At 67.4% G+C, this 24891-nt stretch carries 19 protein-coding genes and 1 pseudogene; 9 read left to right on the top strand and 11 right to left on the bottom strand.

Annotated elements, in window-relative coordinates:
* Nucleotides 1–8: 8 nt before the first annotated feature.
* The 3 genes from ACWMMN_RS21950 to ACWMMN_RS21940 are packed head-to-tail and all read right to left on the bottom strand — an operon-like array spanning nt 9 to nt 5894.
* The gene (locus ACWMMN_RS21950) at nt 9–1508 is read right to left on the bottom strand and encodes an efflux transporter outer membrane subunit (protein ID WP_486423944.1); all 1500 of its coding nucleotides are present in this window, start codon (nt 1506–1508) and stop codon (nt 9–11) included.
* The gene (locus ACWMMN_RS21945) at nt 1505–4678 is read right to left on the bottom strand and encodes an efflux RND transporter permease subunit (RefSeq protein WP_226196341.1); all 3174 of its coding nucleotides are present in this window, start codon (nt 4676–4678) and stop codon (nt 1505–1507) included. The genes ACWMMN_RS21950 and ACWMMN_RS21945 overlap by 4 nt, the downstream gene beginning before the upstream one ends.
* A gap of 13 nt (nt 4679–4691) precedes the next feature.
* Nucleotides 4692–5894, bottom strand: coding sequence for an efflux RND transporter periplasmic adaptor subunit (locus tag ACWMMN_RS21940; RefSeq protein ID WP_059239959.1), 1203 nt, complete (start codon nt 5892–5894; stop codon nt 4692–4694).
* An 80-nt stretch (nt 5895–5974) separates the two neighbouring features.
* Between ACWMMN_RS21940 and soxR the strand changes: the two genes are divergently transcribed.
* Nucleotides 5975–6454: a redox-sensitive transcriptional activator SoxR gene (soxR, locus tag ACWMMN_RS21935; protein WP_059239957.1), complete on the top strand. Its 480-nt coding sequence runs from the start codon at nt 5975–5977 to the stop codon at nt 6452–6454.
* Nucleotides 6455–6490: 36 nt separating this feature from the next.
* Here soxR and ACWMMN_RS21930 read toward each other — a convergent pair whose 3' ends face one another.
* The gene (locus ACWMMN_RS21930; RefSeq protein ID WP_256086161.1) at nt 6491–7252 is read right to left on the bottom strand and encodes an SDR family NAD(P)-dependent oxidoreductase; all 762 of its coding nucleotides are present in this window, start codon (nt 7250–7252) and stop codon (nt 6491–6493) included.
* Nucleotides 7253–7360: 108 nt separating this feature from the next.
* Here ACWMMN_RS21930 and ACWMMN_RS21925 point away from each other — a divergent pair, with 108 nt between their 5' ends.
* Nucleotides 7361–8272 (top strand): LysR family transcriptional regulator, encoded by a 912-nt coding sequence (locus ACWMMN_RS21925; protein WP_174991326.1) that lies wholly within the window; start codon nt 7361–7363, stop codon nt 8270–8272.
* Between the two features lie 24 nt (nt 8273–8296).
* Here the strand turns inward: ACWMMN_RS21925 and ACWMMN_RS21920 are convergent, their stop codons facing one another.
* Complete coding sequence (locus ACWMMN_RS21920) at nt 8297–8950, bottom strand: TetR/AcrR family transcriptional regulator (protein WP_486423943.1); 654 nt, start codon at nt 8948–8950, stop codon at nt 8297–8299.
* Between the two features lie 148 nt (nt 8951–9098).
* Here ACWMMN_RS21920 and ACWMMN_RS21915 point away from each other — a divergent pair, with 148 nt between their 5' ends.
* Both ACWMMN_RS21915 and ACWMMN_RS21910 read left to right on the top strand, forming a co-directional pair.
* Nucleotides 9099–10391 (top strand): NAD(P)/FAD-dependent oxidoreductase, encoded by a 1293-nt coding sequence (locus tag ACWMMN_RS21915; RefSeq protein ID WP_059239949.1) that lies wholly within the window; start codon nt 9099–9101, stop codon nt 10389–10391.
* A gap of 44 nt (nt 10392–10435) precedes the next feature.
* Nucleotides 10436–10825, top strand: coding sequence for a DUF3331 domain-containing protein (locus tag ACWMMN_RS21910; protein WP_059239947.1), 390 nt, complete (start codon nt 10436–10438; stop codon nt 10823–10825).
* Nucleotides 10826–10827: 2 nt separating this feature from the next.
* Here the strand turns inward: ACWMMN_RS21910 and ACWMMN_RS21905 are convergent, their stop codons facing one another.
* Nucleotides 10828–12156: a dicarboxylate/amino acid:cation symporter gene (locus tag ACWMMN_RS21905; RefSeq protein WP_059239945.1), complete on the bottom strand. Its 1329-nt coding sequence runs from the start codon at nt 12154–12156 to the stop codon at nt 10828–10830.
* Nucleotides 12157–12340: 184 nt separating this feature from the next.
* Complete coding sequence (gene ggt, locus ACWMMN_RS21900) at nt 12341–14092, bottom strand: gamma-glutamyltransferase (protein ID WP_059239943.1); 1752 nt, start codon at nt 14090–14092, stop codon at nt 12341–12343.
* 363 nt (nt 14093–14455) lie between these two features.
* On the opposite strand from ggt, the gene ACWMMN_RS21895 reads away from it, so the two are divergent.
* A complete protein-coding gene (locus ACWMMN_RS21895) occupies nt 14456–15334 on the top strand; it encodes a MurR/RpiR family transcriptional regulator (RefSeq protein ID WP_174991329.1) in 879 nt (292 codons plus the stop codon).
* A gap of 27 nt (nt 15335–15361) precedes the next feature.
* Here ACWMMN_RS21895 and ACWMMN_RS21890 read toward each other — a convergent pair whose 3' ends face one another.
* The 3 genes from ACWMMN_RS21890 to ACWMMN_RS21880 form a co-directional block, all read right to left on the bottom strand.
* Nucleotides 15362–16708 carry an ABC transporter ATP-binding protein gene (locus tag ACWMMN_RS21890; RefSeq protein ID WP_059239928.1) on the bottom strand — a complete coding sequence of 449 codons (1347 nt, stop codon included), beginning with the start codon at nt 16706–16708 and terminating at the stop codon, nt 15362–15364.
* Between the two features lie 11 nt (nt 16709–16719).
* Complete coding sequence (locus ACWMMN_RS21885) at nt 16720–18471, bottom strand: ABC transporter permease (RefSeq protein ID WP_059239926.1); 1752 nt, start codon at nt 18469–18471, stop codon at nt 16720–16722.
* A gap of 79 nt (nt 18472–18550) precedes the next feature.
* The gene (locus ACWMMN_RS21880) at nt 18551–20140 is read right to left on the bottom strand and encodes an inorganic phosphate transporter (protein ID WP_174991331.1); all 1590 of its coding nucleotides are present in this window, start codon (nt 20138–20140) and stop codon (nt 18551–18553) included.
* Between the two features lie 262 nt (nt 20141–20402).
* Here ACWMMN_RS21880 and ACWMMN_RS21875 point away from each other — a divergent pair, with 262 nt between their 5' ends.
* The 4 genes from ACWMMN_RS21875 (at nt 20403) to ACWMMN_RS21860 (ending at nt 23542) form a co-directional block, all read left to right on the top strand.
* Complete coding sequence (locus ACWMMN_RS21875) at nt 20403–21341, top strand: metallophosphoesterase family protein (protein ID WP_059239921.1); 939 nt, start codon at nt 20403–20405, stop codon at nt 21339–21341.
* Between the two features lie 19 nt (nt 21342–21360).
* Complete coding sequence (locus ACWMMN_RS21870; protein ID WP_059239920.1) at nt 21361–21702, top strand: cupredoxin domain-containing protein; 342 nt, start codon at nt 21361–21363, stop codon at nt 21700–21702.
* Between the two features lie 94 nt (nt 21703–21796).
* The gene (locus ACWMMN_RS21865; protein ID WP_059239918.1) at nt 21797–22258 is read left to right on the top strand and encodes a cupin domain-containing protein; all 462 of its coding nucleotides are present in this window, start codon (nt 21797–21799) and stop codon (nt 22256–22258) included.
* A 144-nt stretch (nt 22259–22402) separates the two neighbouring features.
* Nucleotides 22403–23542 carry a patatin-like phospholipase family protein gene (locus ACWMMN_RS21860; RefSeq protein ID WP_059239916.1) on the top strand — a complete coding sequence of 380 codons (1140 nt, stop codon included), beginning with the start codon at nt 22403–22405 and terminating at the stop codon, nt 23540–23542.
* Nucleotides 23543–23816: 274 nt separating this feature from the next.
* On the opposite strand, the pseudogene ACWMMN_RS21855 reads toward ACWMMN_RS21860, so the two are convergent.
* Nucleotides 23817–24785, bottom strand: a pseudogene (locus ACWMMN_RS21855) (D-2-hydroxyacid dehydrogenase family protein); the annotation flags it as partial.
* Nucleotides 24786–24891 lie beyond the last annotated feature (106 nt).

Below are 24891 nucleotides of genomic sequence, written 5' to 3'. Positions count from 1 at the left end.
TGCTCGCGCTACGGCTTCGACTGCGCAAGCGGGGCTTGTGCGCCTTGCCCGGTACCCGACGGCCAGCCGCCTGCGAGCGCCTTGTACAGCGCGACCGTCGAGGCCGCGCTGCGCATCCGCCCGTCGGCCGCCGCATCCTGCGCCTGCAGCAGCGTCCGTTGCGCATCGAGCACTTCGTAGTAGTCGATCGCACCGGCCGAGAAGCGTGTCTGCGCGAGCTGTGCGGCGCGCGCGCTGTCGTCCGCCGCCCGCACGAGGTGCGCGGTCTCGTCACGCGTGCGGGCGGCACGCAGCAGCGCGTTCTCGGTTTCCTCCAGCGCGCCGAGCACGGTCTGCCGGTACTGCGCGAGCTGGCCGGCCGCTTCCGCGTCGCTCGCGGCGATCCGCGCACGCACGCGGCCGACGTCGAGGAACGACCAGTCGATGCCAAGCGCGATCAGGTTCGTATCGCTGCCCGCGCGGAAGAACCCGTAACTGCTCGTCGCACTGCCGAGCAGCCCCGACAGCGTGAAGCGCGGGAACAGGTCGGCCGTCGCGACGCCGACGCGCGCGGTCGCCGCGTGCAGCCGCGCCTCGGCCGCCGCGACATCGGGACGCCGGCGCAGCAGGTCGCCCGGCGTGCCGGGATCGATGTCGGCGTCCAGCGCCGGCAGCGGCGCCGATGTGCCGGCTTTCGGCAGATCGAAGCGGCCAATCAGCGCATCCGGCGTCTGGCCGGTCAGCACCGCGAGCCGATGCTCGTCGACGCCGATCGCGGCTTCGTACACGGCGATCCGCGACGTCGTCGATTCGTACTGCGCACGCGCACGCGCCGCGTCGAGTTCGGACCCTCTTCCCGCGCCGACGCGTGCATTGATCAGCGCGAGCGTCTGCTTCTGGTTGTCGGCGTTCTCGCGCGCGATCCGCAGCCGTTCCTGCGAGCCGCGCAGATCGACGTACGTGCTCGCCACCTCGCCCGCGATCGCGACGCGCACCGCGCGCACGTCGGCCGCGCTGGCCGCCGTTTCCGCACGCTGCGACTCGATCGAGCGCCGCACGCGGCCGAACAGGTCGAGTTCCCAGGCGGCATTGATCCCGACGTTCGACGTCGGCGTATTGCGCTGGCTGCGCGGCGCGCCGAACGCCTGGTCCTTGCTCATCAGCTGATGGCCGATCTGGCCGCTCGCGGTGATGGTCGGATAGCGGTCGAAGGTTGCCTCCGACAGCAACGCGTTCGACGCGTCGTAACGCGATACCGCGACCTGCAGGTCCTGGTTGGCCGCCAGCGCCGCGTCGATCAGCTGCGTCAGCGCCGGATCGCCGAAGCCGCGCCAGAACGTGGCATCGGCGGCGGCCGACGCATCGGGCGGCATCTCGGCCGGCGACGCGTCGCGCTGCGGCGCCGGATGGCCGTCACGCGCGAACCGCGCGGCCGTGGCCGTATCGGGCCGCTTGAAATCGGGGCCGACCGCGCACGCGGCGAGCGCCACCGACATCGCGAGCGCGGAAAGACGGAAAGCGGCGCTCATCGGTTTTCTCCTTCGAGGGTGCCGTGCTGTTCGCTCCAGACGGCCGGCGTGCCGCCCGCGAGCTTGCGGATCGCCACGTAGAACACGGGCGTCAGGAACAGCCCGAACACCGTGACGCCCAGCATCCCCGCGAACACGGTGATGCCGGTGGCCGCACGCACTTCGCTGCCCGCGCCGCTGCCGATCAGGAGCGGCACCGAGCCCGCGATGAACGCGACCGACGTCATCACGATCGGGCGCAGCCGCAGCTTGCACGCTTCGAGTGCCGCCTCGATCACGCCCTTGCCCTGGATTTCGAGCTCGCGCGCGAACTCGACGATCAGGATCGCGTTCTTGCACGCGAGCCCCATCAACACGACCAGGCCGACCTGCACGAACACGTTGTTGTCACCGCCGGACAGCCATACGCCGAATAGCGCCGCGCACATGCACACCGGCACGATCAGGATCACCGCGAGCGGCAGCGTCCAGCTCTCGTACAGCGATGCGAGCACGAGGAACACGAGCATCACGGCAAGCGGGAATACCACGATCGCCGCGTTGCTCTGCGTGACCTGCTGGTAGCTGAGGTCGGTCCATTCGAGCGTGATGCCCGGGGGCAGCACCTCCTTCGCGATCTGCTGGAGCTTCGCGATCGCCTGCGACGACGACATCACCTTCGGATCGGCGTCACCGATCAGGTCGGCGGCCGGATAGCCGTTGTAGCGCACGACCGGATCGGGACCGTACGCGGGCCCCACCGTCACCATCGAGCCGATCGGCACCATCTCGCCCCTGGCATTACGCGTGCGCAGGTTCGCGATGTCGGCGGCCGTCTGCCGGTGGCCGGCATCGGCCTGCGCCATCACGCGATACACGCGGCCGAACACGTTGAAGTCGTTCACGTACATCGAGCCGAGATACACCTGCAGCGTATTGAACAGGTCGGTCAGCGCGACGCCCTGCGCCTTCGCCTTCAGCCGGTCGACCTTCACCTCGAGTTGCGGGATGTTCGCCTGGTACGAGCTGACCGGATAGCTCATCCCCGGCGTCTTCGCGACGGCGGCCTGGAATGTCGTGAGCGCCTTTTGCAGTTCGCCGTAGCCGAGCCCGCCGCGATCCTCCAGGTACAGCGAGTAACCGGAACCGTTGCCGAGGCCCTGGATCGGCGGCGGCATCAGCGCATAGGTAATGCCGCCATTGATCGCCGCGAAGCGTGCGTTCAGGTCCGCGTTGATCTGCGCGGCGCTGCGGTGGCGCCGGTCGAACGGCTTCAGGATCACGTACGAGTTCGTGATGTTCGGCGTATTCACGCCCTGCAGCGCATTCAGCCCCGCGAATGCCGGCACCATCTCGACCCCGTCGGTGCCGAGCGCGATCTTCGTCATCTGCTCGGTCACCGCGCTGGTGCGCGCGAGCGACGCGCCTTCCGGCAGCTTCGCGCCCGCGAACAGGTACAGCTTGTCCTGCACGGGGATGAAGCCGCCCGGCACCGCGTTCAACAGCAGCGCGGTCGCCGCGAGCAGCGTCGCATAGACCGCGAACACCACGCCGCGCCGCTTCAGCGTGCGACCCACGACGCCGTGATAGCGGTCGGAGCTACGCTCGAAGAAGCGGTTGAACGGATGAAACAGCCAGCCGAATGCGCGGTCGAGCCCGCGCGTCAACGCATCCTTCGGGGCGCCGTGCGGACGCAGCAGCTTCGCGGCGAGCGCCGGCGACAACGTCAGCGAATTGATCGCGGAAATCACCGTCGAGATCGCGATCGTCACCGCGAACTGCTTGTAGAACTGGCCCGTGACGCCCGACATGAACGCCATCGGCACGAACACCGCACACAGCACGAGCGCGATCGCGACGATCGGCCCCGACACCTCGCGCATCGCCTGGTGCGCGGCATCGCGTGGGCTCAGCCCCTGCGCGATGTTGCGCTCGACGTTCTCGACGACGACGATCGCATCGTCGACGACGATCCCGATCGCGAGCACGAGCCCGAACAGCGTCAGCGTGTTGATCGAATAGCCGAGCAGGTAGAGCCACGCGAACGTACCGACGACCGACACCGGCACGGCGACCAGCGGAATGATCGATGCGCGCCACGTCTGCAGGAACAGGATCACGACGAGCACGACCAGCACGACGGCCTCGATCAGCGTGTGCTGCACCGCGCGGATCGACTCGCGCACGAACACCGTCGGGTCCCACACGGGGCGGTACGCGACGCCGGGCGGGAACCGCTTCGACAGCTCGTCGAGCTTCGCATACACGGCCTTCGCGACGTCGAGCGCGTTCGCACCCGGCGACAGGAAGATGCCGACCACGGCCGAATGCTTGTCGTTGAAGTACGAGCGCAGCGTGTAGTCGCCCGCGCCGAGCTCGATGCGCGCGACGTCGGACAGCTTCACGACCTGGCCGTCGTCGCCGTTGCGCAACACGATGTCGCTGAACTCCTGCACCGTGCGCAGGCGGCCGCGCACGTTGATCGACACGAGGAAGTCGTTTTTCTTCGGCGACGGTTCCGCACCAAGCTGGCCCGCCGACACCTGCACGTTCTGCTCGCGCACGGCCGCGATCACGTCGCTCGCGGTCAGCCCGCGCGACGCCAGCCGGTTCGGGTCGAGCCACAGCCGCATCGCATAGTCGCCGGAGCCGTACACGCCGACGTCGCCGATGCCGGTGAGCCGCGACAGCTCGTCCTTCACGTGCAGCGTCAGGTAGTTGCGCAGGTACAGCGAATCGCGGCTGTTGTCCGGCGAATAGAGGCTCACGTACATCAGCGGCGTCGGCGACTGCTTCTGCGTGGTCACGCCGTACTGGCGCACCTCGTCGGGCAGGCGCGACAGCGCCTGGCTCACGCGGTTCTGCACGCGCACGGCGGCCGTGTCGGGATCGACACCCTGCAGGAACGTGACGACGACCTGCAGGCTGCCGTCCGACCCGGCGACCGACTTCATGTACATGATGCCTTCGACGCCGTTGATCGCCTCTTCCAGCGGTTCGGCGACCGATTCGGCGATTTCCTTCGGGTTCGCGCCCGGGTACGTCGCCCGCACGACCACGCTCGGCGGCACGACTTCCGGGTATTCGCCGGCCGGCAGCATCGGAATCGAGATCAGGCCGATCGCGAAGATGACGATCGACAGCACGACCGCAAAGATCGGCCGGTCGATGAAGAATCGGGAGAAATCCATTACCGTTCTCCCGTCATTGCGCGGCAGGCGCGCCGGCATCGGCCACGGCCTGCGTGCCGTTGCCGCCGCCCGCATCGGCGCGCGCGGGCAGCGCCTTCGGCTTCACCTGCGCACCCGGATAGTAGATCCGCTGCACGCCGTCGACGACCACGCGATCGCCCGCCTGCAGCCCCTTCTCGACGATCCGCTCGCCCTCCAGCTCGCGGCCGATCGTCACGTCGCGGCGCAGCGCCTTGTCGCCGGGGCCGATCACGTACACGTACTTGCGGTCCTGGTCGGTGAGCACGGCCTTGTCGTCGACGAGCAGCGCATCCTGGTCGCGGCCGCTGACGAGTTGCACACGTGCATACAGGCCCGGCGTGAACGTATGGTCCGCATTGGGCAACCGCACGCGCGCGCGGATCGTGCCGGTTTGCGGGTCGAGCCGGTTGTCGAGGAAATCGACGGTGCCCGCATGCGGGAAGCCCGTTTCGTTCGCGAGGCCCACACGCACCGGATCGGCGCCGATCGCGCGATGCTTCGGATCGGCACGGCGCGCGTTGTAGCGCAGGTAGCTCTGTTCGTCGCAGTCGAAGTACACGTAGACCGGATCCTGCGACACGACGGTCGTCAGCAGCGTGTCGTCCGCGCGCGCGAGGTTGCCGACGGTCGCGACCGCGCGGCCGACGCGGCCCGCGATCGGCGCGCGCACTTCGGTGAAGCCGAGATTGAGCTTCGCATCGGCGACGGCCGCATCGGCCGCCTGCAGATCCGCACGCGCCTGTTCGGCGGTCGCGCGCGCATTGTCGAGTTCCTCCTGCGACGTCGCATGCGCATCGATCAGCGTCTGCACGCGCTTGAGCTGCACCTGGGCAAGGCTCGCGGCCGCGCGGGCGCGCTGCTGCTGCGCGTTGGCGCGGTCGAGCGCGATCCGGTATGGACGCGGGTCGATCTCGAACAGCAGCGCGCCCTGCGCGACGAGATCCCCCTCCTTGTAGGCGACACGCTGCAGATAGCCGCTGACGCGCGGCCGCAATTCGACCGCGTCGACCGCTTCGACACGCCCGTTGAACGCGTCCGCGAGGCGGACCGTGCGCGGCGCGACAGTCGCGACACCGACTTCGGGAAGGGGATGGGCCGACGACGTGTCTTTGCCGTCGTGACAGCCCGACAACGCCAGCAACAGTGCGCAGGCGGCGCCCAAAGGCGACGTCCTGCGTAGGGATAAGGAGAGCATGATGCCTCGCGACGGGTTAAACTGCCGCGTAGCATAAAAGTTGAAGTTAACTTCAAGTCAAGCTTTCCCCGGAGAACGTCATGGGTACCCCGGAAGAACCGAAATGGCCGCTGATGTCGATCCGCGAAGTGGCCGCGCGCAGCGGCGTGCCGGCGTCGACGCTGCGGTTCTACGAGACGCGCGGGCTCATCAAGTCCCACCGGAACGGCTCGAGCCATCGTCACTATTCGCGTGCGGTGCTGCGGCTGATCGCGTTCATCGTGTTCGCGCAGAAGATCGGCTATTCGCTCGACGAAATCGCCGAACAGCTCGTCAGCCTCCCCGAGGACACCGCGCCGAGCAACAAGGACTGGCAGCGGCTGTCGCGCGGCTGGAAGCAGCGCGTCGCGAACCGGATCGAGGAACTGCAGCGGCTCTACATCAACCTCGACGAATGCATCGGCTGCGGCTGCCTGTCGCTGAAGCGCTGCAAGCTGACCAATCCGGAAGACCGCGCGGGCCGCAACGGGCCCGGCGCGCGGCGCTGGCTCGGCGACAAACCGCCGGCGGATCCCGAATGACGGACGCACCCGCGCCCGCCGCTCGCGCGGTGTCCGTTACCCGACGCGCCAGCCACCGTTCGCCGCGATCGTCGCGCCCGTGACGAACGACGCGCGCGGCCCGGCGAGCCACGCGACCGCATCGGCGATGTCGTCCGGCTGCCCGGCGCGGCCAACCGGCGTCTGCTCGCGGATCGCCGCCGCGATGGCCGGTGCAACGCCACCGTCGCCGAAGAAACGCGTATCGGCGATATAGCCGGGCGCGACCGTATTGACCGTCGCGCCGCGCGGCCCGAGCTCGCGCGCGAGCGCAGCGGTGAACCCTTCGACGCCGGCCTTCGCGGCCGCATACGCGAGGCCGCCCGGCAACAGGCTGCCCGCGCGCGCCGCGATCGAACCGATGTTGACGATCCGCGCGGCGTGGTCGGCCAGGTGCGGCAGGACGGCCATCGTCGTCAGGAACAGGCTTTTCAGGTTCGCGTCGAGCACCGCGTCCCACACGACCTCTGCTTCGCCCGCCTCCGTATCCGCGCCGACGCGGCCGGTCAGCCCCGCGTTGTTGACGAGCACGTCGATGCGCGGCCAGCGCGCGACGATGGCGGCCACCGCCGCTTGCGCGTCGCGCCTCACGCTCAAATCACCGGCCTGCCCGATTGCCGCACGGCCGAGCCGCGCGACGGCCGCCTCCAGCCGCGCCACGTCGCGCCCGACGATCGCGACCCGATACCCGTCCTGCACCAGCCTGCTCGCGATCGCGAAGCCGATCCCGCCCGACCCGCCCGTGACGATCGCCGTACGTTGCTGTTCGCTGCCCGTCATGACCTGCCCTCCTGACTATCGACGATGGATGACAAGGACATTCTGGGCAGCGCCGGGTGATAGGTAAAATACGAATTCAGTGATCCACTGATACATGGAAGGTATCGCATGATCGATCTGCGCCAGTTCAGGCAATTCATCGCCGTTGCCGAGACGCTCAGCTTCCGGCGTGCGGCCGAGCGGCTGCACATGGCACAGCCGCCGTTGAGCGCCGCGATCCGCAAGCTCGAAGACGCACTGGGCGTCGCGCTGCTCGAACGCGACAACCGCGGCTCGCGGCTCACGCCGGCCGGCGAAGCGTTCCTGCTCGAAGCGCGGCGCGCACTCGAACAGGCCGAACGCGCGGTGGCGGTGGCCCGCCGCGCGGGCGCCGGTCTCGGCGGCACGCTGCGGCTGCGCTTCGTCGACAGTACGGTCAACGCGCTGCTGCCGCTGATCCTGCGCGCCTTCCAGGAACGGCATCCGGGCGTCGATTTCCAGCTGGAAGAAGGCACGACCGCCGAACAGGTGCTCGCGCTGCGTCAGGACCGCACGGACGTCGGCCTCGTCGTCCTGCCGGTGGCCGATGCCGGCGACGTGCGCGTCGAGCCGCTGCTGCGCGACCGGATGGTGGCCGCGCTGCCCGCCGGCCACCGGCTCGCGCGCCGCAAGCGCATCGCGCTCGCCGAGCTGGCGGACGAGCCGTGGGTCATGTTTGCCGCGCACCACGGACCCGGCATGCATGCGCTGATCGCGACGGCCTGCGCACAGGCCGGGTTCGCGCCGCGGGTGGTGCAGCAGCCGCGCCAGATGCAAACGACGGCCGGGCTCGTCGCAGGCGGCATCGGCGTCGCGCTGATGCCGCGCCTGTTCGTGCCGATGCAGCCGCAAGGCATTACGTTCTGCGAACTGAAGGATGCGGGCAGCCCGCTTGCGTACGAGCTGGCGATCGCGTATCGCACGCCGTCGCCGCTCGTCGATGCGCTGCGCGAGACCGCGCGAAACGCGGTGCGCGAACTGGGGCTGGTTGCGGCGACGTGACCGCGCGCATCGCGCGCGCGGCGCTCAGTCGCCGATGAGGTTGAACGCGACGGCGAGCACGGCTTCCCGGAATGCATCCGGCCGCGTCGGCAGCGACGTGAACTCCAGCATCGTGTGGCTGTACGACACCGTCGTGCCGACCGCGCTCGCGATCATGAAGAACAGCACGTTCGGATCGACCGGGCGGATCGCGCCGGCCTCGACCGCGTCCGCCAGCAGCGGAAACATCGCATCGTGATACGGGCGCACGATCCGCTCCTGCAGCCGGTCGAGCCGGCCGCCCTCCTCGGTCGCCGCCGTCGAGAAGAACATGCCGATGTCCGGCTCCGCAAACTCGTGATCGACGCACAGCTCGAGCGCGCGCCGCACGCGGTCGCGATGCGGCAGCGATGACGTGCGCAGTGCACGCAGCGCATCGAACAACGGTTCGGCCAGCTCGACGATCTGCTCGACGACAGCCAGCCACAACGTTTCCTTCGTACCGAAATGATGGGCGATCAACGCCGCGTCGATGCCCAGTTCGCGCGCGACTTCGCGCACGCTCGTCGCATCGTAGCCACGCTTCGCAAAGGTTCGGCGCGCGGCCCGCAATATCACGTCCGGACCGACGGACGCCTCCGCCAGCGGCCGCCCGCGCGTACGCCGCTTCGACGGCACGCGCTCAGTGACTTCAGCCACGTTTTCCTGCTCCCCTTGAATGGTTCGATTGCCCGTGTTCGGGCCCCGGTTTCATTTCCCCGGAATTGGATGGCCTGCCCTACTCCGTTGACACGCGGAGCCGGGAAGCGCTACGATCATACCTTATTCATCACGTGATGATTTATCCATGACTACCCCTACACGCATCGTCATCGTCGGCGGCGGGATCGCCGGGTTGCAGCTCGCGACCCGCCTGGGCGAGCGTCTCGGCCGGTCCGGGCGTGCGCAGGTCACCATCGTCGACCGCAGTCCGACCCATATCTGGAAGCCGATGCTGCACACGATCGCGGCCGGTACGCGCGACGTCCAGCAGCAGCAGGTGATCTTCCTCGCCCATGCCCGCGACCACGGCTACACGTACCAGCCGGGCGAACTGAAGGGGCTCGATCGCGCGCGCCGCCGCGTGCAGCTCGGCGAGATCCGCTCGCAGGCCGGCGACGTGGTGATCGACGCGCGTGAACTCGAATACGACGTGCTGATCCTCGCGCTCGGCAGCCAGGCCAACGATTTCGGCGTGCCGGGCGTGCGGGAGCACTGCTACTTCATCGACAGCCAGCAGCAAGCCGAGACCTTCAACGAAGCGTTGCGGATGCGCGTGTTCCGCAGCATCGCGCGCGACGAACCGTTCCGCGTCGCAATCGTCGGTGCGGGCGCGACGGGCGTGGAGCTTGCGGCGGAGCTGAGCCGCCTGCTGGAAGTCGCGCAGGCCTATGGCGACGAGACGGTGCGCGAGCGGCTGCAGCTCACGCTGCTCGAAAGCGGCCCGCGCATCCTCGCCGCGTTTCCGCCAAGAATTTCGGCATCCGCGCAGCGGCGGCTCGAACAGATCGGTTTTCACGTGCTGACGTCGACGCGCGTGACGTCGGCCGATGCGAACGGCTTCCACTATGGCGACGGTTCGTTCGCCGCAGCGGACCTGATGGTCTGGGCGGCCGGCGTGAAGGCGCCCGATTTCATGCAGGCGCTTGGCGGGCTCGACACGAACCGCGCGAACCAGGTCGTCGTCGGGCCCACGCTGCAGGCAACGGGCGACGAACACATATTCGCGATCGGCGATTGCGCGAGCCTGCTGCCCGACGGCCAGGAACGGCCGTTGCCGCCCACCGCGCAGGTCGCGACGCAGCAGGCCGAGCATCTCGCGAAGCACCTGCCCGCGTGGCTCGACGGCACGCCGATCCCGCCGTTCGCGTTCCACGATTTCGGCGCGCTCGTGTCGATCAGCGATTACGACGCGTTCGGCACGCTCGGGCAGTTCGGGTTCTTCCGCGGCGGCTTCATCCAGGGGCGTTTCGCGCAGTTCAGCCACCTGATGCTCTACCGGCGGCACCAGCAGGCGCTGCACGGTTTTTCCAAGGCGACCCTGCTGTGGATCGCCGAGCGGATCAACGGCTGGGTGCAGCCGCGCATCCGCCTGTCGTGATGCCGCGCGTGGCGGCACCGCGTTACGTTTCGAGGAAAAGAAACATGAACAACCCTGCAGCGCCCTGGCTCATGACCGTCGCCGCGATCGGCAGTTTCGACATGCCGTCCGTCTCGTGGGGCCTCCCGCGGCGGCGCACCATCACCCGCGACCGGCTGCCGTCGTGGGACCCGACGAGCAAGCCGACCATCAGCGTGCTCGAGCGGCCCACGGCCGACACCGTGATGATTTCGTGGCGCGACGCGTGCACCGGGCATTACGGCTACCAGAAGTGGCGGCTGTTCACGACGCGCAAACGCGGCGTGTGCGCGCTGTCGGGGCGATCGATCGAGGCCGGCGACAGCGTCTATGCGCCGCAGCTGCTCGGCTCGACACCGGGCAACGCCGCCGCGATGGTGCTCGCGGCGTGCATCGACGAGGCCCTGGCGGCCTGACGTCAGGTCGACGTTGCCTGACCGGCGCCATAGGCCGGATCGCTGTTCTGCCGTTCGAGTTCGGCGTCGAGATGCGCGGCATGCGCCTGCGCTTCGGACTCCGACATCAGCTCGCCTTCCCACTTCGCGACCACCGCGCTGGCAATCGAATTGCCGACCGCGTTCGTGGCCGAGCGGCCCATGTCGAGGAACGTGTCGACACCGAGGATCAGCAGCAGCCCGGCCTCCGGGATGTTGAACTGGTGCAGCGTCGCGGCGATCACGACGAGCGATGCGCGCGGCACGCCGGCCATCCCCTTCGACGTCAGCATCAGGATCAGCAGCATCGTGACCTGCGTGCCGAGCGACAGGTGGATGTTGTAGGCCTGCGCGATGAACAGCGACGCGAACGTGCAGTACATCATCGAGCCGTCGAGGTTGAACGAATAACCCATCGGCATCACGAAGCTCGAAATCTTGCGGCGCACGCCGAAACGGTCGAGTGCATCGAGGATCTTCGGGTACGCGGCTTCCGAGCTCGCGGTCGCGAACGACAGCATGAACGCTTCCTTGATCAGCACCAGCAGCTTGAACACGCGGCGGCCGAGGAACAGCAGCCCGGCGGCGACGAGCGTGGCCCACAGCAGCACGAGGCTCACGTAGAAGTCGCCCATGAACACCGCGAACTTCAGCAGGATCGACAACCCGTTGATCGCGACGGTCGACGCCATCGCAGCCATCACCGCGAGCGGTGCGAGCTTCATCACGTAACCGGTGATCTTCAGCATCACGTGCGCGAGCTGGTCGATCGCGGCCACGAGGATCTTGCCGCGCTCGCCGAGCGCCGACAGCGCGACGCCGAAGAACATCGAGAACACGACGATCTGCAGGATCTCGTTGTTCGTCATCGCCTCGGCGAACGATTTCGGCACCATGTGGCCGACGAAATCCTTCAGCGTGAACTTGGATGTCGCGAGATGCGCGGACGCGCCGATGTCCGGCAACGGCAGGCCGAGATTCTCGCCCGGTCGCAGCACATTCGCCATCAGCAGCCCGAGCAGCAGCGAGATCAGCGATGCGGTGACGAACCAGCCGAGCGCCTTCACGAACACGCGCCCGACCGACGACGCATCACCCATGTGCGCAATGCCGACGACGAGTGTCGAGAACACCAGCGGGCCGATCACCATCTTGATCAGCCGCAGGAACACGTCGGACACGAGCGAGATGTAGCCGGCGATTTCCGCGGCCGACTGCTTGTCCGGGAACTGCGTGAAGATCAGGTAGCCGATGAGGATGCCGGCCGCCATCGCGAGCAGGATCCAGCCTGCCGCAGACATTCGTTTGTTCATAACGGGATTCGCCGCACGGTGAAGGGGTTGACGGGTGAGAGACGCGCGCCCCGTGCCGTGCCGCGGCACGCGCGTGGCAAGCCGGTCAGGCTTGCGGATGTCCGCGAACGGACGCGCTGCCGCCGCAGCGGCATTCGCGGGAAGGCGAACGCCGGCAGCAGCGGTTCGGCATGAAACGATCCGGTCAGTAGCCGATCGCCGAGCCGGCCGGACGGCGCGGGTCGTTGTAGCCGTAGATGAAGCCGGCACGCACGTTGCCGGACACCGACGAATCGTTGCCGGAACTCTGGCGGCTCGCCGCTTCGGTGCCCGGCAGGCCGACCATGATCAGCTCGGCGGCGCCCCACGGCGTCTGCTCGACCATCTTGTAGCCCATGTTGCGCAGGATCGCGAGCGTGTCGGGCGACAGGCCGTAGGTTTCGTAATAGACCTCGTCAGGCAGCCACTGGTGATGGATGCGCGGCGCGGCGACCGCGTCCTGCGGCGTCATCCCGTAGTCGATCACGTTCAGCACGGTCTGCAGCGTGATCGTGATGATGCGCGAGCCGCCCGGCGAACCGACCACCATGAACACCTTGCCGTCCTTCTTCACGATGGTCGGTGCCATCGACGACAGCGGACGCTTGCCCGGCGCGATCGAGTTGCGCGTGCCCTGCACGAGGCCGAACATGTTCTGCGCGCCGACCTTCACGGTGAAGTCGTCCATCTCGTCGTTCAGGAAGAAGCCCGTGCCCGGCGCGATGACCACGGCGCCGAAGCGGCCGTTGACCGTATAGGTCGTCGACACCGCGTTGCCGTCGTGGTCGATGATCGAGTAATGCGTCGTTTCCGGTTTCTCGTGCACGCCGACACCGGGCTGCACGTCGACCGACGGCGTCGCCGTATCGGCATGGATGCTCTTGCGGATCTGCGCCGCGTATTCCTTGCTCGTCAGCTTCGCGACCGGGTTGTCGATGAAGTTCGGATCGCCCAGCAGCGTGTTGCGGTCTTCATACGCGTGACGCATCGCTTCGGTCATGTAGTGAACCGAAGCGGCCGAGTGGTAGCCGAGCTTGCGCAGGTCATACCCTTCGAGGATGTTCAGCGTCTCGCACATCGTCACGCCGCCCGAGCTCGGCGGCGGCGCCGACACGAACTCGTAGCCGCGATACGTGCACGTCAGCGGCGCCATGTCCTGCGCGCGGTAGGACGCGAAATCGGCCGCCGTGATCACGCCGCCGCCGCGCTTGGCCGCTGCTTCGACGATCTTCGGGATCTCGCCGTGATAGAACGCGTCGGGCCCCTGCTCCGCGATGCGCTCGAGCGTGCGCGCCAGGTCCTTCTGCACCAGGCGATCGCCCGGCTGCAACGCCGTGCCGTCCGGGCGCAGGAAGATGCGCGCGGCTTCCGGATCCTTCTTGAAGCGTTCGACCGTGGTGTCGAGGATGTCCGTATCGCCGCGCGTCAGCACGAAGCCGTCGCGCGCGAGCCGGATCGCCGGCGCCATCACCTGCTTGCGGGTCAGCTTCCCGTACTTGCGTTGCGCGAGATCGAGGCCGGCCACCGTGCCCGGCACGCCGACCGCGCGATAACCGTACAGGCTCTGGTCCGGGATGACGTTGCCTGCCGCGTCGAGGTACATGTTCGCGGAAGCCGCGGCCGGCGCAGTCTCGCGGAAATTGATGAAGCGGTCGCGGCCGTCGGCCAGGTGGAGGGTCATGAACCCGCCGCCGCCGATGTTGCCGCAGCACGAATTGGTCACGGCCTGCGCATAGCCGACCGCCACCGCCGCGTCCACTGCGTTGCCGCCTTCCTTCAGGATGTCGACGCCGATCTGCGACGCGAAGTGCTGCGACGACACGACCATGCCGTTCTTCGCCTCGACCGCCGGGTCCGATGCGGCGAACGCGCACGCGCTCATGGCCGACAACAGGGTGAGTACTACGAGCCGCCTCATGACGGAATCCTCCAGACAAATAAACCGGGCCGTGCCGGGATGCGCCGCTGCACGACGGCATGGCGGCGCCGCCAATCCGAAATGTAATAAACAATACATCTCGACGAGGCCGCGATCATAACACTCGCTTTTTTGCATCAAAACCTAGGGTTATTACTGAATATAAAACGAATGCACGTAAAAACGGTTCTGCTCGAATGTTTGTTTCATTACATTCATGAGTGAGCCGATTGGCCGTGCGATGCGGCCCTCTAATATCGGGACGTACGCGGCCCGCCGCCCGTCGATCGGCTAACATGCGTGGAGTCGCCGGCAGACCTGGGTCTGCCGTTTGTCATACAGATAAGAGAGCTGGAGTGCCCGATGGGGACGAGCATCAGGGCGTTGCTGTTATCCCAGATGGATAGCTTCACGCCGTCGGAACAGAAGGTTGCGCAGGCGTTGCTGGATCGCTATCCCAGTCTCGGGCTGGGGCCCATCGCGCAGTTTGCGAAGCAGGCGGAAGTCAGCGACCCGACCGTGTTCCGCTTCGTCGTCCGGATCGGTTTTCCGAACTACTCGTCGTTCCAGCAGGCGCTGCACGACGAGATCGACACGGCGATGAATTCGCCGCTCGCGCGGATGGATGCGTTCCACTCGGAAACGGGCATGCGCGACAGCCATGCGGCGATTTTCCAGCGGCTGTCCGAGTCGCTCGCGACCACGATCGAAGGGCTCGACGCGGCCGCGTTCGACGCGGCGGTGGCGCTGCTGGCCGATCCGGACGTACGCGTCTTCTGCGGCGGCGGACGCTACACCGCGCCGCTCGCGTCGCTGTTTTCTTTCACGCTGGCCTATGCGCGGCCGCATGTCCACTCCGTCGAGCCGAACGTGAATCTCGCGTCGGTCGCACTGGCCGACATGGGGCGCGGCGACGTGCTGGTGATCTTCGACTTTCGCCGCTACCAGAAGGACAGCATCCGCTTCGCGCAGGCCGCGCACCGGCTCGGCACGCGGATCCTGCTGATCACCGACGAATGGCGATCGCCGATCGGCGCGTTTGCGGAAATCGTGCTGCGGATCCAGGGGCGCCCGTTCGCGATGCTGCAGACCAACGTGCCGGCGCTGGCGCTTGCCGAAGCGCTGGTGATCGGCGTGACGAACCGGCTGCCGGAACTCGCGCGGCAGCGGATGGAGAAGATCGAGCAGCTCAATACGGGCGGGATCGAGCAGGACACGAATCAGCGGGACTTGCCCGAATGACGATCGCTCGCCATCCAGGCGCAGGCGTCAGCTCTCGACATCCTCGAGACTGAACACTTCCGTCTTGTCGTTGTACGAGAAGACTTCGCCGTAACGGCCCCAGTCGATCACCGCGTCGAGCGTTTCCTCGGCCGCTTCGTCCGACAGGAAATCCTCCAGCTCCTGCTCGAAGCGCACGCGCGGCGCGCGGTGGCCCGGGCGCTCGTTGAGCACCTTCCGGATCCGCGCAGCGAGCGGCACGTGCTTCAGCAGATGATCGGCGAACATCAGCTTGCGCTCCTGCGTGCCGAATTCCGCGAACACGCGGGCCGGCGGCGTCAGGAACACGTCGCCTTCGCGCACGTCCGCGAAGCCGAGGTACTGCAGCACTTCGGCGATCGGGAACAGGTCGTCGACCTCCAGATGCAGCGTGCGCGCGATTTCCGGCATGTCCGCGCGGCCGTGGTACGGCGCCATCGCGAGCGTCTCGATCAGGCCCGCCATCAGGTTGGTCGACACGCGCGGCATCCAGCTGCCGAGTTCGAGCCCCTTCTTCGTCGCCTCGTTGGTCTGGCGGGCCGTCATCTTCGCGTAGATGTCGTCGACGAGCTTGCGGAAATCGGTGTCGAGCCGGTTGCGCGGATGCTTGAACGGCACCTTGATCTCGGCGATCACGCGGCCCGGGTTCGACGACAGCACGAGGATCCGGTCGCACATGAACACGGCTTCCTCGATGTTGTGCGTGACAATCAGCACCGACTTGATCGGCATGCGGCCCTGCGTCCACAGATCGAGCAGGTCGGTACGCAGCGTCTCGGCCGTCAGCACGTCGAGCGCCGAGAACGGCTCGTCCATCAGCAGGATCGTCGGATCGACGACGAGCGCACGCGCAAAGCCCACGCGCTGGCGCATGCCGCCCGACAGCTCGCGCGGGTACGCGTTCTCGAAGCCATCGAGACCGATCAGGTCGATCGCGGCCAGCGCGCGTTCGCGCCGCTCGCGTGCGCCGACGCCGAGCGCTTCGAGGCCGGCTTCCACGTTCTGCAGCACCGTGAGCCACGGGAACAGCGCGAAGGTCTGGAACACCATCGCGACGCCGTCGGCCGGGCCGTTCAGCGGCTTGCCGAGGTAGGTCACTTCGCCGCCGGTCGGTTCGATCAGCCCGGCGATGATTCGCAGCAGCGTCGACTTGCCCGAGCCGGAACGGCCGAGCAGCCCGACGATTTCGCCCTCGCGCAGCGACAGGTTCGCGTCGTCGAGCACGAGCAGTTCGCCCTGCGACTTGTTGAAGCCGCGGTTCACGTGCTCGACGCGCAGGATTTCTTCGCCGAGGCGCGGCGGCTGCAGCGGCTGGGACGTCTTGACGGGGGCGTTGATAACGGTCGAATTTTGCATCGCGCTTACTCTCAATCGAGCCGGAGCCGGGATTCCGCATAGGCGTACATCGGACGCCACAGCAGACGGTTGAACAGGGTGACGAACAGGGACATCACGGCGATGCCCAGGATGATCTTCGGGAAATCGCCGGCGGCGGTCGTCTGGGCGATGTACGCGCCGAGGCCGTGCGCGACGACCTTCGTGTCGCCCCACTGCACGAACTCGGACACGATGCTCGCGTTCCACGCGCCGCCCGATGCGGTAATGGCGCCCGTCACGTAGTACGGGAAGATGCCGGGCAGGATCGCCTGCCGCCACCACTGCCAGCCGCGAATCCGGAAATTCTTCGTGGCTTCCTTGTAGTCGTTCGGATAGGACATCGCACCCGCGATCACGTTGAACAGGATGTACCACTGCGTGCCGAGCACGATCAGCGGCGACAGCCAGATGTCGGCGTTCAGGTGGAAGTGGACGATCACGATCACGAACACCGGGAACAGCAGGTTCGCGGGGAACGCGGCGAGGAACTGCGCGAGCGGCTGGACCTTCTCGGCCAGCTTCGGACGCAACCCGATCAGCACGCCGAGCGGCACCCAGATCACGGACGCGATCGCGATCAGCACCAGCACGCGCAGCAGCGTGATGAGCCCGAGCACGAGCACGTGGCCGACCTCGCCCATCGTCACGCCGGTCGCGACGAAGCTGACGACGCGCCACACGACGTACACCGTCAGCAGGATCACGAATGCGCCCCACACGATGTCGCCGACGCGCGACGAACGGCGTGACGTCGCGCCGCGCGAGCGCGTGCCCTTCAGCGCCGGCAGGCGCAGCGGAATCCGCGCGGCCTGCGACAGCAGCCAGCCCGCCGGCACGAGCAGCTGATGAATCAGGTGCGTGCGGCGCATCATGTCGAGCAGCCAGGATTGCGGCGCATCGCCCGACGCGGTGTTTTCCATCCGGAACTTGTCGGCCCATGCGACGAGCGGGCGGAACAGGAACTGGTCGTACGCCAGGATCACGACCGACATCGCGACGATCACCCAGCCGACCGCGCCGAGGTTCTTGTCCGAGATCGCCTGCGCGAGATACGCGCCGATGCCCGGCAGCGTGATGGTCTGGTTGCCGACGGTGATCGCCTCCGACGCGACGACGAAGAACCAGCCGCCCGACATCGACATCATCATGTTCCAGATCAGGCCCGGCATCGAAAACGGCACTTCGAGCTTCCAGAAGCGCTGCCACGGCGTCAGGTGAAAGCCACGCGACACTTCGCTCAGGTCGCGCGGCACCGTGCGCAGCGACTGGTAGAAGCTGAACGTCATGTTCCACGCCTGGCTCGTGAAGATCGCGAAGATCGCCGCCAGCTCCGCACCGAGCACGCGGCCCGGGAACAGCGCGAGAAAGAACGTGACGGTAAACGAGATGTAGCCGAGCACCGGCACCGACTGCAGGATGTCGAGGATCGGGATCAGCACCATGCCCGCGCGGCGGCTCTTGGCCGCGAGCGTGCCGTAGACGAGCGTGAACGCGAGCGACGCGACCATCGCGGCGAGCATCCGCAGCGTGGTGCGCAACGCGTATTCGGGCAGGTTCGACGGATCGAGCGAGATCTTCTGCGTCTGCAGCACGCCGATCGGCGCCATCGTCTGGTGAAAGCCGACGATCGCCATTGCAAGCAGGCAGATGATCAGCGGAAACGCGACGGCATCCCAGCGGTTGGGCAGCACGCGCCACGCCGAGGCGTTCGCGGTGCGGTTCGGATCGAAACTGATATCCATCGGTAGCGTCTTGTGTTGAATTGAAAATCGATGGGGCCGACCGCTTGTCTCGCGGCCGGGCGTCGCACCCCGGCGCGAATCAGAACAGCCTGTGCAGCACCCAGTACAACGTAGCCGACAGCGCGATCGATGCGGGCAGCGTGAGCACCCACGCGAGCACGAGGTTGCGTACCGTATCCCAGCGCAGGCCCGCGCCGCTCGCCGTCATCGTGCCGGCCACGCCCGATGCGAGCACGTGCGTCGTCGATACCGGCAGCCCGTACGCGTCGGCCATCCCGATCGTCAGCATCGCGACGGCTTCGGCCGATGCGCCCTGCCCGTACGTGAGATGCGACTTGCCGATCTTCTCGCCGACCGTCACGACGATCCGCTTCCAGCCGACCATCGTGCCGAGGCCGAGCGCAATCGCGACCGCGACCTTCACCCACGTCGGGATGAATTTCGTTGCGCGGTCCATCTGCTGCCGGAACGCTTCGAGCGCGCTCGCGTCCTCGACCGGGAACGCCGGCGCCTTCGCTTTCTCCATCAGGCGGATCGCCTCGGACGCGACGTACATGTTGTTGCGCACGTTGTCGACGAGGTTCTGCGGCACGCTCGAAATGCCGCCTGCTTGCGCGACCTGGTCGGCGATCGTGTCGGTGAGCTTGCCGAGCGCGGGAATCGTCGCGGGCGTCAGCTTGTGCGTGCGCACGTACGCCTCGACATCGGCACGCGGGTGGGCGGACTGCACGGCCGGGTCCGCGTACTTGACCAGCGTCGTCGACGCGTGGCGCGCAACCGCGACGAACGTGCTCGTCTGGTCCGGCGTCACGGCCTTGTTCAGCGCGTAGGCGGTCGGCATCACGCCGATCAGGATCAGCATGATCAGGCCCATGCCCTTCTGACCGTCGTTCGAGCCGTGCGCGAACGACACGCCCGTGCAGGTCAGGATCAGCAGCAGGCGAATCCAGAACGGCGGCGGCTGGTTGCCCTTCGGCCCCTGGTACAGCGCCGGCACGCGCACGAGCGCCTTCAGCAACAGCAAGACGAGCGCGGACAGCACGAAGCCGATCAGCGGCGAGAACAGCAGCGCCTTGCCGACGCCGAGCGCCTGGTTCCAGTCGACGCCGCTCGTGCCCGACGGGCCGCTGACGATCTGGTTCATCAGGCCGACGCCGATGATCGAGCCGACGAGCGTGTGCGAGCTCGACGACGGCAGGCCGAAATACCAGGTCGCGAGGTTCCACGTGACGGCCGCGATCAGCAGCGCGAACACCATCGCGAAGCCCGAGCCGCTGCCGACCTGCAGGATCAGCTCGACCGGCAGCAACTGCAGGATGCCGAACGCGACGGCGCCGCTCGACACGAGTACGCCGAACAGGTTCCAGAGGCCCGACCAGACGACCGCGAGGTGCGGGTCGAGCGAATGCGTATAGATGACGGTCGCGACCGCGTTCGCGGTGTCGTGAAAGCCGTTCACGAATTCGAAGCCGAGCGCGATCAGCAGCGCGACGATCAGCAGCAGAAACGGGAGGGCCGAGCTTTCCTTGACGGGGCCGAGATCGGCACCGAGATGAATGCCGACATAGACGATGCCGCAGGCAATGATCAGAAAGAACAGCGCGAGGCTGACGGTGCGCGTGCGATGACTGGCCGCACCGCTGGTTTCCGTTGCCGCGGGATTCGGCATGAAGGGGCTCCGGAGAGGTGATTCGGAGTGGCAGGCTATCGGGCGGTCGTGACGCAAATGTGACGTGTCACTTACAGGACATTGACAGCGCATCCCGCTCGCATCCCGCATTGCCCCGGAAGCCGCCGACACGGGTGTTCGACCGCGTAACGCGTAACGCGCGGGAATAAATCCGCCGCTTCGGCGGTATGGCATGCGAAGGCGCCGGCTTATTCCAGGACGATCCGGCCGTCCGGTTTCGTCATACGAATGCGAGGCTCCCATGTCTTCATCGACCCCTACCCGCCCGTCGCGCCGCAAGGCCTTGCAATGCCTGGCCTTCGGCGGGCTCGGCACGCTGTTCACGCTGTCGGGCGGCATCCTGACGCCGTTCGACCTCGCGCTCGCGCAGACCGGCGACGCGCCCCCCGCGGGCAAGCCGCTGTTCGTGCAGATCAGCGACACGCACATCGGCTTCAACAAGGACGCGAATCCCGACGTATCGGCCACGCTGAAGCAGACGATCGACCTCGTCAACGGGATGCCCGCGCTGCCCGCGCTGGCCATCCATACGGGCGACATCACGCACCTGTCCAAGCCCGAGGAATTCGACCACGCGTCGCAATTGCTATCCGCGCTGCGCGTGCCGGAACTGCACACGGTGCCCGGCGAGCACGACGTCACCGACGGTTCGGGCGCCGAATATTTTGGCCGGTTCGGCAAGGCTTCGGACAACCGCGGCTATTACAGCTTCGATCACGCGGGCGTGCATTTCATCGCGCTCGTCAACGTGATGCATTTCAAGCCGAACGGGCTCGGCAGCTTCGGCGACGAACAGCTCGCGTGGCTCGAACAGGATCTGAAGGGCCGCTCGTCGAGCACGCCGATCGTCGTGTTCTCGCACATGCCGATGTGGACCATCTACGAGCCGTGGGGCTGGGGCACCGGCGACGCGCCGCAGACCATGGCGCTGCTGCGCCGCTTCGGCTCGGTCACCGTGCTGAACGGGCACATCCACCAGATCGTGTCGAAGGTCGAGGGCAACGTGACGTTCCACACCGCGCGCTCCACCGCGTTCCCGCAGCCGACGGCCGGCAACGGCCCGGGCCCCGTGCCGCTCACGGTGCCGCACGACCGGCTGCCCGCGATGCTCGGCGTGACGACCGTCGAATTCGCGGGCCATCCGGTCGCGTCGTCGCTGCACGACGCGACGCTCGCCTGACAAACATGAGGAGACCGACATGATCCGCTTCAAGCAACCCGGAATCGTCGCGGCGCTGATCCTGTGCGCGGCTGCCGCCGCCACGCCGCTCGCCGCGTTCGCACAGGGCCCGGACGGCGCGCAAGTGACGATCCGCAATTTCATGTTTTCGCCGATGTCGACCACCATCAAGGCCGGCACGACGATCACGTGGAAGAACCTCGACGCGGAACCGCACACCGTCGTCAACGATGCCGGCATCTTTCACTCGAAGGCACTCGACCAGGATGAGACGTACTCGTTCCGCTTCGACAAGCCGGGTGTCTACAAGGTGTTCTGCGGAATTCACCCGTACATGAAGGAGACGATCACCGTCGAATGACGCGGCCCGCCACGTAACGCGTGGGCGAACGGCGGGCGGCATCCGCCTACAATGACCGCCGTCCCATTCGCCCGCGTGGCAGACGGAGCCGCCCATGCCCAGGATCGACCTCAGCACCGTGCCCGAACGCCGCGGCAGCGGCTATCCGCGGCCGTTCGACGCGCCGTGCGCGCAGCGCATCCGCCAGCGTCTCGGCGACGCCGGCGGGCTGCGCGATTTCGGCGTCAACCTGATGCGCGTGCCGCCCGGCGGCTGGTCGGCCCAGCGCCACTGGCATGCCGACGAAGACGAATTCGTCTACGTGCTCGAAGGCGAGCTCGTGATGATCGAGGACGGCGGCGAGACCGTGCTGCGCGCAGGCGACTGCGCGGCGTTTCCGAAAAACTCGGGCAACGGCCATCACCTGGTCAACCGGTCGGACGCCGTCGCCGTCTATCTCGAAGTGGGTTCGCGTTCGCCGGACGACGTGATCACCTGCCCGGACATCGACATGATGAGCCCGAGCCGCGACGGCCGGTTCCTGCACAAGGACGGCACGCCTTATCCGGATGCGTGACGCCGGCCGTGTCAAAGGGTCGGAAGCGAACGGCAAAGCAAACGCAAGCCACTGTTGCGCAGCAGGCCGCCCCGCGCCGTCGATCGCCTAAACTGAATCGAACTGTTCGGATCCGACCCACCGTCACACGCAGCGAGGCAAGCCATGACCGCGAGCCAGCCGGCACGAATGGACCTCCCCGGGCAAGTCGTGCTCGTGCTCCAGGGCGGCGGCGCACTGGGCGCCTTCCAGCTCGGCGTCTTCCAGGCGATGGACGAAGCCGGGATCCGGCCCGACTGGGTGGTCGGCACGTCGATCGGCGCGATCAACGCGGCGCTGATCGCCGGGAATCCGCCGGAACGGCGCTACGAGAAACTGTCGGCGTTCTGGCATCGTGTGACCGAACGGACCCGCTTCGACGTCCCGCCGCTGCTGCCGGGCTGGGACCGGACGCTGGCCGAGCTGATGATCATCGGCGGCGGCATCGCGGGCTTCTTCCAGCCCAATCCGGCGTCGTGGCTCGGGCCGATGGCGCGCCTCGGCGTCGATCGCGCGTCGTATTACCGGATCGCGCCGCTGCGCGACACGCTCGCGTCGCTGATCGATCCCGAGCTGCTGAACGCGGGCCATCCGCGCCTGACCGTCAGCGCGGTCAATGCATGCACGGGCACCATGCGCTATTTCGATTCGCGCGACACGCGGCTCGGGATCGAGCACGTCATGAGCTCGGGCGCGCTGCCGCCCGCATTCCCGGCGATACGGATCGACGGCGCGCCGTACTGGGACGGCGGCGTGTATTCGAATACGCCGGTCGAGGTCGTGCTCGACGACAACCCGCGCCGCAGCTCGATCATCTTTTCGGTGCAGATGTGGAATCCGGCCGGCCCGGAGCCCGAGAGCATCTGGCAAGTGTCGGAACGGCAGAAGGACATCCAGTACGCGAGCCGCACCGACAGCCACATCGCGCGCCAGCAGCAGATTCACCGGCTGCGCCACGTGATCCGCGAACTGGCGCGGCACGTGCCGGAAGCCGACCGCGCGTCGCCGGCCGTACGCCGGCTCGCCGCGTGGGGATGCGAGACGACGATGCACCTGGTCAAGCTCGCCGCGCCGCGGCTCGACGGCGACAATCAGCTGAAGGACATCGATTTCACGCCGGCCGGCATCGCGGCCCGCCGGCAGGCCGGCTATGACGCGACGAAACGGGCGATCGCCGCGCGTCCGTGGGACTTGCCGATGGACCCGACGGAAGGCTTGACGGTGTTCGATCCGGACGCCGCACCGGTCGCTGAAAAAACGGCATGACGCGCGGGTGGCGCGGCCGCGCGCCGACTGCCCCGCACGGTCAGGCGCGCGCGGCCCGGAGATGCGCGCGGCCGGCTTCGCTCACTTCGACCTCGGCCACGCCGCCTGGCGCGTGGTGGCGGACCACGTAACCGCGCGCGCAGGCCTCTTCCCACACCGGCAGGCGTGGGCACGACGTGCGCCACGCATCGATCACCTCGTTGTACGGCCGCGCGCCGGGCCCGATCCATTCGAGCAGGTCGAGAATCAACGGCTCGATCGATCCCGCCTCACGCGCGAGGACGTCCGGGTTGACCACGTGAATCGGCTGTCCGGCCGCATAGGACACGATCTGGTCGAACACATCCGAGAACTGCGTTTCGTATTCGTCTTCGGTCACGTAGCCGATATGCGGCGTGCACACCACATTGGGCAAACACAGCAACGGATGCCGCGGATCGCGCAGCGGTTCCGTCTCGTACACATCTACCGCCGCCATTCCGGGCCGGCCGGCCTGCAACGCCGCTTCGAGCGCACCCGGTACGACGAGGCCCGCCCGGCTCGTGTTCACCAGCAGCGCACCGGGTTTCATCCGCGCCAGATCCCCGGCCGTCACGATGCCGCGCGTGGCCGGCACGAGCCGCATGTGCAGCGAAAGCACGTCGCAGGTTTCGAAGAAGGTGTGCTTGTCCGGCGCCGTGTGCCAGCCGTCGTCGCGCGCACGCTGCAGCGACGCTTCGCGCGCCCAGACCAGCACGTTCATCCCGAACGCGGCGCCGTATCGCGCGACCTCCGCGCCGATCCGGCCGTAGCCGTATATGCCCAGCGTGCGCCCGCGCAGCGTCCGTCCGACGCCGGTCTGCCAGTTGCCGGCCTGCAACGCGCGCATCTGCTGCGGAATCTGCCGCATCGCGGCCAGCACGAGGCCCCATGTGAGTTCGGCGGCCGCATAGGACGGCGTGCCCGCGTGCTGGTTCGACGACACGATCACGCCCTGCGCGGTGCACGCATCGATGTCGATATGCGGATAGACGCTGCGCTGGCTGATCAGCCGCAGCTTCGGCAGCCGGGCGATGAGCGGCGCGCGAATCTGCGTGCGCTCGCGAATCAGCACCAGCACCTCGGTATCGCGCAGGCGTTCGGCCAGGGCGTCGACGTCCTGCACATGGTCGTTCCAGATCGTGACCGCCTGCCCGTCCAGCTTGCTGAAGCTCGGCAGCGTACGCAGCGTGTCGAAATAATCGTCGAGGATCGTGATGTTCATGGGGGCGCTCCCGGGGATGCCGTCATCCTGAACCGCGAACGCCGCGCAGGGAAATGAATTTATCTTGCCGATTCCTGCATTTTTCTGATCGATCGCCTTTGGCCGT

It is taken from the genome of Burkholderia cepacia complex sp. TUM26381, from assembly GCF_057439935.1.
This window is presented reverse-complemented; position numbering and strand designations above follow the sequence as displayed.

Coding starts and splice junctions, on each gene's coding strand:
- ACWMMN_RS21950 (WP_486423944.1), bottom strand. CDS start 1,508: ATGAGCGCCGCTTTCCGTCTTTCCGCGCTCGCGATGTCGGTGGCGCTC.
- ACWMMN_RS21945 (WP_226196341.1), bottom strand. CDS start 4,678: ATGGATTTCTCCCGATTCTTCATCGACCGGCCGATCTTTGCGGTCGTG.
- ACWMMN_RS21940 (WP_059239959.1), bottom strand. CDS start 5,894: ATGCTCTCCTTATCCCTACGCAGGACGTCGCCTTTGGGCGCCGCCTGC.
- soxR (WP_059239957.1), top strand. CDS start 5,975: ATGGGTACCCCGGAAGAACCGAAATGGCCGCTGATGTCGATCCGCGAA.
- ACWMMN_RS21930 (WP_256086161.1), bottom strand. CDS start 7,252: ATGACGGGCAGCGAACAGCAACGTACGGCGATCGTCACGGGCGGGTCG.
- ACWMMN_RS21925 (WP_174991326.1), top strand. CDS start 7,361: ATGATCGATCTGCGCCAGTTCAGGCAATTCATCGCCGTTGCCGAGACG.
- ACWMMN_RS21915 (WP_059239949.1), top strand. CDS start 9,099: ATGACTACCCCTACACGCATCGTCATCGTCGGCGGCGGGATCGCCGGG.
- ACWMMN_RS21910 (WP_059239947.1), top strand. CDS start 10,436: ATGAACAACCCTGCAGCGCCCTGGCTCATGACCGTCGCCGCGATCGGC.
- ACWMMN_RS21905 (WP_059239945.1), bottom strand. CDS start 12,156: ATGAACAAACGAATGTCTGCGGCAGGCTGGATCCTGCTCGCGATGGCG.
- ggt (WP_059239943.1), bottom strand. CDS start 14,092: ATGAGGCGGCTCGTAGTACTCACCCTGTTGTCGGCCATGAGCGCGTGC.
- ACWMMN_RS21895 (WP_174991329.1), top strand. CDS start 14,456: ATGGGGACGAGCATCAGGGCGTTGCTGTTATCCCAGATGGATAGCTTC.
- ACWMMN_RS21890 (WP_059239928.1), bottom strand. CDS start 16,708: ATGCAAAATTCGACCGTTATCAACGCCCCCGTCAAGACGTCCCAGCCG.
- ACWMMN_RS21885 (WP_059239926.1), bottom strand. CDS start 18,471: ATGGATATCAGTTTCGATCCGAACCGCACCGCGAACGCCTCGGCGTGG.
- ACWMMN_RS21880 (WP_174991331.1), bottom strand. CDS start 20,140: ATGCCGAATCCCGCGGCAACGGAAACCAGCGGTGCGGCCAGTCATCGC.
- ACWMMN_RS21875 (WP_059239921.1), top strand. CDS start 20,403: ATGTCTTCATCGACCCCTACCCGCCCGTCGCGCCGCAAGGCCTTGCAA.
- ACWMMN_RS21870 (WP_059239920.1), top strand. CDS start 21,361: ATGATCCGCTTCAAGCAACCCGGAATCGTCGCGGCGCTGATCCTGTGC.
- ACWMMN_RS21865 (WP_059239918.1), top strand. CDS start 21,797: ATGCCCAGGATCGACCTCAGCACCGTGCCCGAACGCCGCGGCAGCGGC.
- ACWMMN_RS21860 (WP_059239916.1), top strand. CDS start 22,403: ATGACCGCGAGCCAGCCGGCACGAATGGACCTCCCCGGGCAAGTCGTG.